The sequence below is a fragment of the Stenotrophomonas sp. 3diitr2024 genome (genome assembly GCF_042136455.1).
GTDB classification, from domain to species: domain Bacteria; phylum Pseudomonadota; class Gammaproteobacteria; order Xanthomonadales; family Xanthomonadaceae; genus Stenotrophomonas; species Stenotrophomonas sepilia.
The window spans coordinates 1-13,426 of record NZ_JBHHMJ010000636.1 but is presented as its reverse complement, the minus strand read 5'-3'; the positions used below and the strand labels follow the sequence as shown (position 1 = coordinate 13,426).

11 protein-coding genes are annotated in these 13,426 nt (G+C 67.9%); 4 read left to right on the top strand and 7 right to left on the bottom strand.

All coding sequences use genetic code 11. The features are described from left to right. Positions 1-184 precede the first annotated feature (184 nt). Positions 185-1,093: a pyridoxal kinase gene (gene pdxY, locus ABGA94_RS16515; RefSeq protein WP_375367811.1), complete on the top strand. Its 909-nt coding sequence runs from the start codon at positions 185-187 to the stop codon at positions 1,091-1,093. Further along, a complete protein-coding gene (locus ABGA94_RS16510) occupies positions 1,090-2,214 on the top strand; it encodes a prephenate dehydrogenase (protein ID WP_095377746.1) in 1,125 nt (374 codons plus the stop codon). Before pdxY ends, ABGA94_RS16510 begins: the two co-directional genes overlap by 4 nt. Before the next feature lie 259 nt (positions 2,215-2,473). Here ABGA94_RS16510 and ABGA94_RS16505 read toward each other — a convergent pair whose 3' ends face one another. The 5 genes from ABGA94_RS16505 to ABGA94_RS16485 all read right to left on the bottom strand — a co-directional run bounded on the left by ABGA94_RS16505 (position 2,474) and on the right by ABGA94_RS16485 (position 6,651). After that, positions 2,474-2,668: a hypothetical protein gene (locus ABGA94_RS16505; protein ID WP_005416191.1), complete on the bottom strand. Its 195-nt coding sequence runs from the start codon at positions 2,666-2,668 to the stop codon at positions 2,474-2,476. A 70-nt stretch (positions 2,669-2,738) separates the two neighbouring features. Then, positions 2,739-4,511 (bottom strand): ABC transporter transmembrane domain-containing protein, encoded by a 1,773-nt coding sequence (locus tag ABGA94_RS16500; protein ID WP_005416192.1) that lies wholly within the window; start codon positions 4,509-4,511, stop codon positions 2,739-2,741. Beyond that, complete coding sequence (locus tag ABGA94_RS16495; protein WP_005416193.1) at positions 4,504-5,100, bottom strand: YigZ family protein; 597 nt, start codon at positions 5,098-5,100, stop codon at positions 4,504-4,506. Before ABGA94_RS16495 ends, ABGA94_RS16500 begins: the two co-directional genes overlap by 8 nt. A 40-nt stretch (positions 5,101-5,140) precedes the next feature. Beyond that, positions 5,141-6,136 carry a hypothetical protein gene (locus ABGA94_RS16490; RefSeq protein ID WP_005416194.1) on the bottom strand — a complete coding sequence of 332 codons (996 nt, stop codon included), beginning with the start codon at positions 6,134-6,136 and terminating at the stop codon, positions 5,141-5,143. Then, the gene (locus ABGA94_RS16485; RefSeq protein ID WP_229298559.1) at positions 6,133-6,651 is read right to left on the bottom strand and encodes an RNA polymerase sigma factor; all 519 of its coding nucleotides are present in this window, start codon (positions 6,649-6,651) and stop codon (positions 6,133-6,135) included. The genes ABGA94_RS16490 and ABGA94_RS16485 overlap by 4 nt, the downstream gene beginning before the upstream one ends. 247 nt (positions 6,652-6,898) lie before the next feature. Here ABGA94_RS16485 and ABGA94_RS16480 point away from each other — a divergent pair, with 247 nt between their 5' ends. Continuing rightward, the gene (locus ABGA94_RS16480) at positions 6,899-9,739 is read left to right on the top strand and encodes an EAL domain-containing protein (protein ID WP_375367810.1); all 2,841 of its coding nucleotides are present in this window, start codon (positions 6,899-6,901) and stop codon (positions 9,737-9,739) included. 19 nt (positions 9,740-9,758) lie between these two features. On the opposite strand, the gene ABGA94_RS16475 is transcribed toward ABGA94_RS16480, so the two are convergent. Continuing rightward, entirely contained in the window at positions 9,759-10,352 is a 594-nt protein-coding gene (locus ABGA94_RS16475; RefSeq protein ID WP_005416197.1) for a TIGR00730 family Rossman fold protein, read from the bottom strand. A 251-nt stretch (positions 10,353-10,603) separates the two neighbouring features. Then, entirely contained in the window at positions 10,604-12,100 is a 1,497-nt protein-coding gene (locus ABGA94_RS16470; RefSeq protein WP_005416198.1) for an aminotransferase class III-fold pyridoxal phosphate-dependent enzyme, read from the bottom strand. Positions 12,101-12,310: 210 nt separating this feature from the next. On the opposite strand from ABGA94_RS16470, the gene queA reads away from it, so the two are divergent. Next, positions 12,311-13,378, top strand: a complete 1,068-nt coding sequence (queA, locus tag ABGA94_RS16465; protein ID WP_065185185.1) for a tRNA preQ1(34) S-adenosylmethionine ribosyltransferase-isomerase QueA — start codon at positions 12,311-12,313, stop codon at positions 13,376-13,378. The last annotated feature ends 48 nt before the right edge of the window (positions 13,379-13,426 follow it).

The following is a 13,426-nucleotide window of genomic DNA, read 5'->3' as shown; positions in this document are numbered from 1 at the left end:
CCATGGATGGCGCCATCGAGCCCCCATGGATGGGTTTACGGCGTGTCCTGACCTCCCACACCGCCCCGCCACCCCACGGATAGCTCGCTTTTGCCGTTGCCGTTGCCGTTGCCGTTGCTTGCAGCTTCGGCAGGTGCAGGGCTGCAAGCCCTGCCGAACACTCCACCGGGCGTAGAATGCGGCCATGAGCGAATCCCTTGATAACCACCTGGTCCACGGCCGCCGCCAGCGGCCGGATGGCCCGTCGCCGATCGATGTCATCTCGGTCCAGTCGCAGCTTGTCTACGGCCACGCCGGCAACAGTGCCGCCGTACCGCCGATGCGCGCGCTGGGCGTGCGCGTGGCGGAAATCCCGACCGTGCTGCTGAGCAATGCGCCTTTCTACGACACCACGCGTGGCCGCGTGCTGCCCGCTGACTGGTTCGCCGACCTGTTGCTGGGCACCCACGAGCGCGGCCTGCCGCAGCGGGCGAAAATGCTCGTCTCCGGCTATTTCGGCAGCACCGCCAACGGGGCCGCCTTCGCAGACTGGCTGGACGACATCCTGCCGGCCTGCCCGCAGCTGCGCTATTGCCTGGACCCGGTGATTGGCGACACGCACACCGGCCCCTACGTGGAACCCGGGTTGGAAGCGATCTTCGCCGAGCGCCTGTTGCCGCATGCCTGGCTGGTGACGCCGAACGCTTTCGAACTGAATCGCCTGACCGGCATGCCGGCGTTGGCCGAGGCCGATGCCATCGACGCCGCGCGCACGCTGCTGGATCGCGGCCCGCATTGGGTGATCGCGCACAGCGTGGGCGGCACCCCGGGTGAACTGGTGACCCTGGCCGTCGGCCGCGAGGAAACCTGGCGCTGGACCTCGCCGCTGCTGCCGGTGGACGTGGCGGGTACCGGCGATGTGCTGATGTCGCTGGTGGTGTCGTTCCTGCTGCGCGGCGAATCGATGCAGCAGGCGATTTCGCGTGCGATTGCCGGCACCCATGCGGCGCTGGAGGCGACCCTGGACAACGGCTTCGAGGAATTCGACGTGGTCGCCGCCGCGCCGGCGGCGCTGGCCGAAGGCACGCGCTTCCGCGCCGAACGCGTTGCATGAGCGGCCTGGACCCACGCACGCCGCGCACGGTCGGCATCATCGGCAGCGCTGGCGCCTACGGGCGCTGGCTGACCCGCTTCTTCCAGCAGCACCTGCAGTTGCAGGTGATCGGCCACGATCCGGCCGACCCAGGTTCGCACACGCCGGAACACCTGCTGGCGCAGGCCGATGTGCTGGTGTTCTCGGCACCGATCCGGCACACCCCGGCGTTGATCGCCGAGTACGTGCGGCAATCGGCGGGCCGCGAGCAGGGCAGGCTGTGGCTGGATGTGACCTCGGTAAAGGAGGCGCCGGTGCAGGCGATGCTGGCGTCGCGGGCCGAAGTGGTCGGCCTGCACCCGATGACCGCGCCGCCGAAGGCGCCGACCCTGAAGGGCAGAGTGATGGTGGTCTGCGAAGCGCGGCTGCAGCTTTGGCAGGCGTGGGTCGATACGCTGTGCGCCGCGCTGCAGGCCGAGTGCGTGCGGGCCACGCCGCAGCACCACGACCAGATGATGGCGCTGGTGCAGGCGATGGTGCATGCCACCCATCTGGCCCAGGCCGGCGTGTTGCGCCAGTACCAGCCGCAGCTGGGCGATCTGGCTGCGATGATGCCGTACCGTTCGGCATCGTTCGAGCTGGATACGGCGATCATTTCGCGCATCCTGTCGCTCAACCCGGCGATCTACGAAGACATCCAGTTCGGCAACCCGTACGTGGCGCCGATGCTGGAGCGGCTGGTGGGCCAGCTGCAGGCATTGCAGGCGCAGGTCGTGCAGGGTGACGACGGTGCACGTGGTGCATTCCGCGAGCAACTGCTGTCGGCCAATCGCACTGCCTTCGGCGAGCAGGCGCTGGCGGACGGCAACTACACGTTCGAACGCGTGGGCTATCTGCTGGCTGACCTGACCGAGCGCAACGCGCTGTCAGTACACCTGCCGGAAGATCGGCCCGGCTCGCTGCGCGAGCTGCTGAACGTGTTCGAGCAGCATCGCATCAGCCTGGCCTCGATCCATTCCTCACGTACGCCTGGTGGCGAAGTGCACTTCCGCATCGGGTTCATTGCCGGCAGTGATCCGGCAGCGATCACCCGGGCGGCCGCGGAAGTGGACGCCAGCGGCATCGGGCGGGTGCTCGGCTGACCACATTCATCCACAGGCGGTGTGGATGGATCCTGAGCAAACGTGTGGATAACCTCGCTCAGCCCTTGCAGGCAAAGGCTGTCAAGATGCCTGGCGAAAAATTGGCCAAGCTTTTCTGTAGGGTCGAACCATGCTCGGGCGCTTTTGGCCAAAAGCGTGTCGATCAAGGTCGAAACCTGCCAGAGCGGAGGATGGAGATCCGGTAGCGCGAGCGCGGAGCAGCACGAATGCGGTAGCGCCGGGCCGTGCCCGGCGAACCTCAAATCGTCAACCGCAGTTCACCACCACTGGTGGTGAACTCGCGCCCATTGCGCACCAGCTGGCGCCCGTCATCCAGCTCATAGCGCGGCGTGGCTTCGGAGTGGTGCCCGCTGCCGTTCGCCTCGGGCTTGAATTCGATGATGATGTGGCTTTCGCCATTACTGTCGACGGCGGGGAACTGACGGAACGACATCGCGTACCTCCTTCAGCGGATGCTGCGGGTGCGGGGCCAGCTTGGTCTTGCCGATGTTAGCCGGCCGTCATCAATCGATGAACTGCAGTCGTGCCAGTTCAGCGTACAGTCCGCCTTCGGCCAGCAGCTGCGCATGGGTACCTTCGGCGACGATACGGCCCTGGTCCATCACCACGATGCGGTCGGCCTTGAGCACGGTGGCCAGGCGGTGGGCGATGACCAGCGTGGTGCGACCGGCCATCAGCCGCTCAAGTGCCTGCTGCACGCCATGCTCGCTCTGCGCATCCAGTGCGCTGGTGGCCTCATCGAGCAGCAGGATCGGCGCATCCTTCAGCAACGCGCGGGCGATCGCCACGCGCTGCTGCTGGCCACCGGACAGGCGTGCGCCGCGCTCGCCCAGTTCACTGTCGTAGCCTTGCGGCAATGCCCGCAGGAAGCCATCGGCCTCTGCTGCACGTGCGGCGCCCTCGACCTCGGCGTCGCTGGCCTGCAGCCTGCCGTAGCGGATGTTGTCGCGTGCACTGGCTGCGAACAGCGTCGGCTGCTGCGGTACCAGTGCCAGCTGCGCGCGCAGCTCGGCCGGATCGACCTGGCGCACGTCGATGCCATCCACGCAGATGCGGCCGCTGGCCGGATCGTGGAAGCGCAGCAGCATCGACAGCACCGTGCTCTTGCCTGCGCCCGACGGGCCGACCAGGGCCACGGTCTCACCCGGGCGGACATGCAGGTTGAAGTGGTCCAGCGCGGCCTGGTCCGGGCGCTGCGGGTAGTGGAAAACCACGTCGTCGAACTGGATTTCGCCGCGTAGCGGTTGCGGCAGTGCGTGCGGCTGCGCCGGCGCACGGATCTCGATGTCTTCCTGCAGCAGCTCGCCGATACGGCCCATGCCACCGGCCGCACGCTGCAGCTCGTTCCACACTTCGGCCAGGGCGCCCACCGAGCCGCCGCCGATCAGCGCGTACAACACGAACTGGCCCAGCGTGCCGGCACTGAGGCGGCCGTCGATGACATCGTGCGCGCCCAGCCACAGCACGCCAACGATGGCGCCAAACACCAACAGGATGGCACTGGCGGTAACCAGCGATTGCGCACCGATGCGCCGGCGTGCGGCACCGATGGCATCGCCCAGCGCCTTGTCAAAGCGCCCGCGCTCATAGGGCTCGCGCGCATGCGCCTGCACCGTGCGCACGGCGCCCAGCGTCTCGCTGGCCAGGCTGTTGGCATCGGCGATGCGGTCCTGGCTGCTGCGCGCAACCGTACGCAGCTTGCGCGCGCCGACGATGATCGGCAGCACCGCCAGCGGGATGCCGAGCAGTGACCACGCGGCCAGCCGCGGGCTGGTGACGAACAGCATCGCCAGGCTGCCGACCACGGTGACGCTGCTGCGCAGGGCGACCGACATGGTCGAGCCGACCACGCTGCGCAGCAGTTCGCTGTCGGCGGTCAGGCGCGAGACCAGTTCGCCGCTGCGGCTGCGGTCGTGGAAACCGGCGCCGAGCTGGATCAGGTGTGCATACAGGCGGCTGCGCAGGTCGGCGACGACCTTCTCGCCCAGCAGCGACACGAAGAAGAACCGTGCGGCCGTCGCCAGTGCCAGCACCACCGCCACCAGCATCAGCAGGGCGAAGGCACGGTTGATCTGGCCACCGCTGGTGAAGCCGTGGTCGATCATCTGCTTCACGGCGGGGGGCAGGCTCAGCGTGGCGGCCGAAGAGACCGCCAGGGCAAGCAGCCAGGCGGTGAACAACCCGCTGTGGCGGCGCACGAACGGCCACAACGTCCGCAGGCTGCCAAGGCGGCGCAGCGGCGGGGTCGAGGCAGGGGCGTCGTCCTTGTCAGTCATCCTGGTTGTCGTCTTGTATGCGGATACGGTCACGGGTGGCGTCGCGCAGGCGGATTTTCAATGCATCGACCTGATCGGCCGGCAATTCGGCCCGCAGGCACACGCCGTTGGCATCGAACTGTTCATCGAGTTTCCCGGCGCCGAAGGCGGGCAGGGTGGCGTGCAGGATGCCCAGGTCCTCGAAGCCGGCCAGCAGCTGCAGCCGGGCCATCGCCACCAGGGGCAGGCGGGGGGCGGTGCGCAGGCACTCGGCGGCAGCGCCACCGTAGGCGCGCACCAGTCCACCGGCGCCCAGCTTGATGCCGCCGAACCAGCGCGTCACCACCACCATCACACGGTCGAAACCCTGGCCATCGATTGCCGCCAGGATCGGTCGTCCGGCCGTTCCAGCGGGCTCGCCATCATCGCTGGAGCGGTAGTCCTGGCCGTACCGGTAGGCCCAGCAGTTGTGGGTCGCGTCGGCTGCTGCAACCTGCTGCAGGATCGCCATGGCCGCTGCGGCGCTGTCGATCGGCGCAGCATGGGCGATGAAACGACTGTGTTTGACTTCCAGCGTGTGGCTGACAGGCTGGGCGAGGGTATCGAGCATTCCCGTCATTCTACGGGGTCGCCGGAGGTCACGTTCTGCTTCAGTCGTCCAGCAACGGGCGCAGGTCGCGCGGCAGGCGGGCTTCCGGATACTGCTGCACGTAGCGCTCCAGGCTGGCGCGGGCCAGATCGCGCTGGCCGTCGTCGCGTCGCGCGCGGATCTTCTGCAGCCACTGCCGGCGCGGCAGTCGCGCGTCGGCGTCCACCTCGGCCTGCACGGCATCCGCGCTCAGGCCCGCGTCGCTGCCGCGGCGCATGATGCCCGGTGCGGAACGGCTGGGCGCCTCACGCTTCATCGAGGTGATCTCCACCCGATCCAGCGCCTGCGTCCGCTCCGCCTCGGCGGCATTGGTTGCCGGTGCCGCGGCCGTGCGTGCGTTCATTGCCCCGGACGCTGCTGGCGCGAATGCCGGTGCGGGTGCGGGTGCCGAGTAGGCGGCCGGTGCAGGTGGCGCTGGCGGCGCTGCAGCCGGAGCGGGCGGGAGCGCCGCAAAGGAGGTGTCGGCGGCCGCATCCGCGGCCATGGACCGTGCAGCCTGGGCCGGCGCTTCAGCGGTCTTGGCCGGCGCAGGCTTGTGCGCACGCGCGATGGCCGGTGCCGGGGCAGCGGAAACAGGGGCGGACTCGGGTGCTGCCGGGGCAGCGGCTGGTTCCGCAACCGCCACTGCGCTGTCGGCTGAACCACTTCCAGCGGCCTGATCGGCGGCCGCGACGTCTTCTGCCGCAGCCGGTGCTGCGGCAACAGCAGTCTCGCCCGCCGGAACCGGTGGCGGTTCAGGACGCAGCTGCCAGGCGATGCCGATGGCGAACACCATCGAAGCGGCGATGCCGAACACCGCTGGCCAACGCGGGCCTGTGCGCTGCTTGCGCGGCGCCTCGGGAGAGGCAACAACATCGGTACCCGGAGCGTCAACCGCGGCACGTGCCGCGGCCAGGATGGCGGCGTCCAGTGCGGCCGGTGGTGCCTGCTCGGCGCGACGGCCGAGCAGCCGGGCCAGCTCGCGTTCTTCCGGCGTCAGCGGTTCGTCTCGGTTCATGCGTTCAATCCCGCACGCAGCTTGTCCATCGCATAGCGCAGCCGCGATTTCACGGTTTCCCGGCCTACGCCGGTGATCTGGCCGATCTCCTCCAGGCTCAGTTCCTGATCCAGCCGCAGTTGCAGCACTTCGCGCTGCTCCGGCGGCAATTGCTCCATCGCCAGCTGGATGCGGCGACGTTGTTCGAATTCGGAAAGTTCGGCTTCCGGGGTCTGCCCGTCCTCGATCGCGGCCAGGCGCAGGTCGGCGTCGGCCGGTGCGGCAGGGCGATGGCGGGCGGCGCGCCAATGGTCGTTCAGGCGGTTGTGGGCGATGCGGAACAGCCAGGTGCTGAACGCTGCTTCGGGCTGCCACCCGGCACGGGCGCTGATCACCCGCTGCCAGACGTCCTGGAAGATCTCCTCGGCCAGCGCGTTGTCGCGCAGTTGGCGCAGCAGGAAACCGAACAGTCGCTTGCGATGGCGCGCATACAGGCTTTCGAACGCGTGCAGGTCGCCGCCGGCCCAGGCCAGCATCAAGGCTTCATCGGTTGGCAGTGCGCTGGCTTCCACGGCGTACAGGGTAAGGCCTGCAGGCGATGGCGCATAGCCGGTGGCAGGGGCGGGCAGGGCGAGGGTCATGGCTCGGAAGGGGCTGCAGACAGCAGGAAAAACGTACGGGCGCACGATTCGGGGTTTACGGGCTTCCATTGCCCCCCGGGTGGCGCGCTATGCTCGTCGGCTCAGGGGAGGCGACGCATCGACGGCGCCAAGAGATTGTCATTTGTCCACGCATGCTGAACCGGCGGAAGAGCCACCACACGAGGCCGTGCTGAGCACGGCGCTGGTGCGCGCGTTGCATGCGCTTTTGCCGGAAACGGCCTTGGTCCGCGTCGGCTGGGACGACCCGCAGCTCGGGCGTGGTCAGGGCGGATGGCCGGCCGACGGGGCGGCAGGCGCGTTCACTGCGGCGGGCATCGGCGAGGGCTCCCATGGCTGGGAACATGACGGTGCACGCCTGCAGTTGTCGGTGGAAGGCGCCGTGCCTTCTGCGGCGTGGTGGGGGCTGGCCCGTCAGGCCATGGAACTGGCACTGCAGCGTGGCCGCCAGGCCGGGCAGATCAAGGCGCTGGAGGAAGCTGAACGGTTGCAGCAGGCGCTGTTCCAGATCGCCGATCTGGCCGGCGCCGATCTGGAGATGTCGGAGATGCTGCGTCACGTGCACGGCGTGCTCGGCACGCTGATGTATGCCGAGAACTGCTACATCGTTGAATACGATGATGTGCGTGACCAGATCCGCTTCCTGTACTTCGCCGACCAGGTCGACGATTTCGTCGCCGACCCGACGCAGAGCCATGACGCCGCCGAGATGCCGCGCAGCTTGACCGTCGCGCTGCTGCGCCATGGCAAGCCGCTCAGCGGACCCTCGCGCGAACTGCTGGCGCGCGTGGTCGAGCAGGAGCACGACCCGCAGCGTGGCCCCGAAAGCCTGGACTGGCTGGGTGTGCCGATGCTGCGCGATGGCCGGGTATGCGGCGCGATCGTGGTGCAGAGCTATGAGCTGGCGGCCCGTTATGGCGAGGCCGAGCGGGCGTTGCTGGGCTTTGTCGCGCAGCACGTGCAGACTGCGATGGATCGGCGCCAGGCGCAGGTCCGGCTGGAGCAACAGGTGGAGCGGCGTACGCTGGAACTGCAGCGCGCCAACCACAGCCTGCAGGATGAAGTGGCGGAGCGCCGGCGCGCCGAGCAACTGCAGACCGCGCTGTACAACATTGCCGAAATGGCGATGTCGGCCGACAGCCTGGCCCAGTTCTACGGGCAGGTGCATGGCGTGGTCGGGCGCCTGCTCGATGCGCGCAACTTCTATATCGCGCTGGTGAACGGAAGCGGCAACGGCCTGGACTTCGTCTATTCGGTGGACGAGCACAATGCCAGCCGTGCACCTCGTCCGTTCAGTCGCGGCCTGACCGAATACGTGGTGCGCAACCGGCGGCCCCTACTGGCCTCACGCGCCCAGATCGATGCGCTGCTGGCCAGTGGCGAGGTGCGTGAATCCGGCGCGCGCTCGCATTGCTGGCTGGGCGTGCCGCTGCTGCGCGATGACGAGGTGGTCGGTGCGATCGTGGTGCAGAGCTACAGCGAGAACAGTACGTTCAGCGTGCACGATCAGCGGCTGTTGACGTTCGTTGCGCAGAACATCGGAACCGGGTTGGCGCGCCAGCGCGACCAGCAACGGCTGCGTTTGGCGCATGCCGAACTGGAAAAGCGCGTGGAGGAACGCACGCGTGAGCTGGCCGAGGTCAACGAGAAGTTGCTCGGCCAGATCGGCGAGCGCCTGCGGGCCGAGCAACGCCTGACCCATCAGGCCATGCACGATGCGCTGACCGGCCTGCCCAACCGGCTGCACCTGCTCGATCGCCTGCAGGATGCGCTGGCGCTGGCCAAGCGCGAGGGTGGGCCGGTGTTCGCCGTGCTGTTCCTCGACCTGGATCGCTTCAAGCTGGTCAACGACAGCATCGGCCACGCCGCGGGTGACCGCATGCTGGTGGAGGTGGCCAAGCGCATCGTATCGATGGCCGGTGCCGATGATGTGGTGGCACGGCTGGGCGGTGATGAATTCGCGGTACTGCTGCAATGCCCGCAGGGCCTGGCACAGGCACTGGATTTCGGCCAGCGCCTGCTGCTGGCACTGCAGGAGTCGATGTGGATCGCCGGCCGCGAACTGTTCCCGTCCGGCAGCCTGGGCATCGCGCTGTGGAATCCGCGCTACCGTACCGGCGAGGAGCTGCTGCGTGATGCGGACGCGGCGATGTACCGGGCCAAGGCGCAGGGCCATGACCGCTGCGCGATCTTCGACGAGGACATGCGTGAACAGGCCATGCGCAGCCTCGACCTGGAAGCCGATCTGCGCCGCGCGATCAACAACCGTGATTTCGTTCCGTTCTTCCAGCCGATCGTGCGCCTGTCCGATGGCGAAGTGGTGGGACATGAGGCATTGCTCCGCTGGCAGCACGAGCGTCGTGGCCTGCTGTTGCCCGGCGCGTTCCTGGAGCTGGGAGAGGAAAGCGGCCTGATCGAACAGGTCGACTGGCTGATCTACGAGCAGGTCATCGCGCGCCTGGCCGAAGGTGGGCAGAGCTATGTATCGGTGAACGTTTCGCCGCGCCATTTCCGCTCGGCCGAGTTCAGCGAACGCCTGTTCGGCCTGCTCGACGCGTGTGGCGCCGATCCGCGCCGGCTGCGGCTGGAGATTACCGAGGTCGCGCTGCTGGACGATGCGCCGCACACGCTGCGCATCCTGCAGGGCCTGCGCGAGCGTGGCATCCAGGTGCAGCTGGACGACTTTGGTACCGGCTTCTCTGCGCTGTCCTACCTGCACCGATTCCCGATCAGTACATTGAAGATCGACCAGAGTTTCATCGCCGGCCTGCACGGGCCGGAAGTGCAGAGCACGCGCGCGCTGGTCGAAGGCGTGCTGTCACTGGCCCGCACTCTGGGCATCGAAACCATTGGCGAAGGCATCGAGACCGAGGCGCAGCGGCAGACACTGCGCGAACTCGGTTGCGACTATGGCCAGGGCTACCTGCTGGGCCGTCCCGCACCGTGGGCGCGGACGCTGGCGTGAGCCACCGCGACGGTTCACTTCAGCGCAGAGCCGAGCGACGTTTCTCGTCGATCCACTTCGAGGCCTGCGCCGGCTGGTAGTTCTGCATCCACACCAGCATTTCCTCGATGTCCGAGCCGTACCAGAGGTCCTGGCGCTGGTCCGGATGCAGGAAACGCTCTTCCACCATGCGGTCGATCATGCCGATCAGCGGCGCGTAGAAACCTTCCACATCGAGGAACGCGCACGGCTTGTTGCCGATGCCCAGCTGGCGCCAGGTCAGCATCTCGAAGATCTCTTCCATGGTGCCGAAGCCACCGGGCAGGGCAACGAAGCCATCGGCGAGGTCGAACATGCGCGACTTGCGCTCATGCATCGAGCCGACGATCTCCAGTTCGGTCAGGCCGCGGTGGGCCACTTCCCAGTCGGCCAGCTGGCGCGGGATCACGCCGGTCACCTCGCCGCCAGCGGCGAGCACGGCGTTGGCCACGGTGCCCATCAGGCCAACGTTGCCGCCGCCATACACCAGGCGCAGGCCATCGCGGGCGATGCGATCACCCAGGGCAATGGCGCGTTCGGTGTAGGCCGGCTTGCTGCCAGCGTTGGAACCACAGTACACACAGATCGATTTCATGGATCTTCTGTCTCTTGACCGGAAACGAAAACGCCCCGTCACCGACCGCAAGGCGGTCAGAGACGGGGTGCCCTTGGATTATGAGCCCTTCTGTAGAGCCGAGCCATGCTCGGCTGCTCTTCGTTCAGATCGCGGCAAAGGCCAGCCGAGCAAGGGCTATGCCGGTCGTCCTGGCCGGCACCCTTCGGGCCGTCGCCAGCGACGTTGGCAGCGGCTCCTGCCGCTGCCTTTGGCTCTACGCAAGCGGCGGCTTACGCCGCCGCAGCCTGCTCGCGGCGCGGGCCTTCACGCAGGGCGCGGCCGACCATGGCCACCAGCAGGTCCAGCTCCTGGCTGTCCATGCCGAAGTGCGGGGTGAAGCGCAGCGAGTTCTCACCACCGTGAATCACGTTGATGCCGTGCTGGCGCAGCCATTCCTCGGTGGAGTTGGCGCCATAACACTTGAACTGCGGGGCCAGCTCGCACGAGAACAGCAGCCCGGTGCCCTGCACCTTGGTGATCAGGCCGCCCAGCTCGCTCTTGAGCTGTTCCAGCTTGCGCACGGCCTCGGCACCGCGCTCGGCGATGTTGGCGCGTACCTGTGGGGTCAGCTGCGCCAGGGTGGCGCAGGCGACGTCCAGCGCACGCGGGTTGCTGGTCATGGTGTTGCCGTAGATGCCCTTGCGGTACAGCTGCGCAGCATGCTCGGTCACCGCCAGCACCGACAGCGGGTACTGCGCGGCGTTGAGCGCCTTGGAATAGGTCTCCATGTCCGGCGGGTCAAGGCCTTCAAAGCCCGGGTAATCGACCACCGACAGCACGCCATGCGCGCGCAGGCCGGCCTGGATCGAGTCGAGCAGCAGCAGGCTGCCGTGCGCACGGGTCAGCTCACGGGCAACGGCATAGAACGACGGCGGCACCGAACGGCCCGGGTCGCCTTCGCCCATCACCGGCTCCAGGAATACGGCTTCGATGAACCATTGGTTGCGTGCAGCATCCTCGAACACCTTGCGCAGGCCGGCCTCGTCGTAAGGCGCCACGGTGATCACCGAGTCCTCGCCACGGTAGCTGGCCAGGTGCTGCATGTAGCTCTTGCGGCTGGAATCCGAATAGAGGGCAGGGCGGTCGGTACGGCCATGGAAGCTGCCCTTGACCACCACGCGCTTGATCGTAGCGCCGGCGTGACGTGCGCCAGGATCGGTCTGCAGCTTGGCGTTGACGTCGGCGATGCGCGCGGCCAGGCCGACGGCTTCGGAGCCGGAATTCAGGCACATGAAACGGGCGAACGGGCAGCCGCCACGGCGGTGGCCGATCTCGGCGCGCAGGGCGGTGATGAAGCGCTGCTGCGACAGGCTGGGGGTCATGATGTTGGCCATCACCTGTGGGCGCGCCATGGCCTCCAGCACGGCGTCCGGGGTGTGCCCGAAGCCGAGCATGCCGTAGCCGCCGGCGTCGTACAGCACGGCGCCCTTCAGGGTGACCACCCATGGGCCGCGCGCGGCCAGCGCCACGTACGGGGTCACCGCGTCATCGGCATAGAAATTGACGAATCCGTCCTGCATCGCGTCGATCTGTGCCTGTTCGTCCTGCGCCAGCAGCGGCCCCAGGTCGGCCTGCACGCGCGCGAACTCCTCGGCGGCGGCGTCCACTGCGGCGATCAGCTGCGGGTGGTTGGCGGACAGGGCGGTCAGGGTGGCATCGTCCAGGCCGGTGGTGAGGCGGGTGCCGGGCTGGTTGCGCAGGGGGGCGAGGCGTTCGATGAAGCTCATTGCAGATCTCCTGAAACAATGGGTCGCACGGGCCATCAAAAGCAAAACGCGCGTCATCACGCGCGCTTGGGGCAGGCTCGTGCAGCGGACTTCCGGTTCGATGCTAGCACTTGTTTTTTTGCGCGATAACCCCGCAGAAACCTGCTGCATAGCAGCATTTTGCGCGACGTTCGCCGCGAAGTGCGCCGGCTCGCAGACGCTGGACGTACAATGCGCGCCATTGTCGACCTGTTGCCGCCCACCGCCTTGAAGAAGTCCGATTTCCACTACGACCTGCCGGCTGAACTGATCGCGCAGGCTCCCCTGGCCGAACGCTCCGCCAGCCGCCTGCTGCTGGTACCGCCGGCACCTGCCGCCTTCACCGACCTGCAGGTGCGGGACCTGCCGTCGCTGCTGCAGCCGGGCGACCTGCTGGTGTTCAACGACACCCGGGTGATTCCGGCGCGCCTGTTCGGGCAGAAGGCCAGCGGCGGCCGCGTGGAGATCCTGATCGAGCGCCTGCTCGGCGGTCAGCAGGCGCGTGCGCAGGTCGGCGCCAGCAAGTCGCCGAAGGCCGGCAGTCGCATCGCGCTGGATGCCGGTGGCGAAGCCGAGGTGCTGGGCCGCGATGGCGAGTTCTACGTGCTGCAGTTCCATGTGCCGGAGTCGCTGGAGCAGTGGCTGCTGCATGCCGGCCGCCTGCCGCTGCCGCCCTACATCCAGCGCGAGCCGGGCGTGGACGACCGCGAGCGGTACCAGACCGTGTTCGCGCGCGAGGTAGGCGCGGTGGCGGCACCGACCGCCGGCCTGCATTTCGACGAGCCGCTGCTGGCGGCGCTGAAGGACAAGGGCGTGGAGTTCGGCCACGTCACCCTGCATGTGGGTGCGGGCACCTTCCAGCCGGTGCGCGCCGATGACCTGAAGGACCACGTTATGCACCGCGAGTGGCTGAACGTCGGCGCCGAACTGGTGCAGCAGGTGCGGCGCACGCGCGCCGGCGGCGGCCGGGTGATCGGCGTCGGCACCACCGTGGTGCGCGCGCTGGAAAGCGCGATGCGCGATGGCGAGCTGCTGCCGTTCGCCGGCGAGACCCAGATCTTCATCACCCCGGGCTACCGCATCCGCAGCGTCGACGCGATGGTGACCAATTTCCACCTGCCGGAAAGCACGCTGCTGATGATGATCTCGGCGTTTGCAGGCAAGGACCGCGTGTTCGAGGCCTACCGGCACGCGATCGAGCAGCGCTACCGCTTCTTCAGCTACGGCGACGCAATGCTGCTGTTCCCGCAGGCGGAGTAGGGGGCTGACCTCTGCCTGATAGTGCTGGGTGCGCACCGTTGGTGCGCA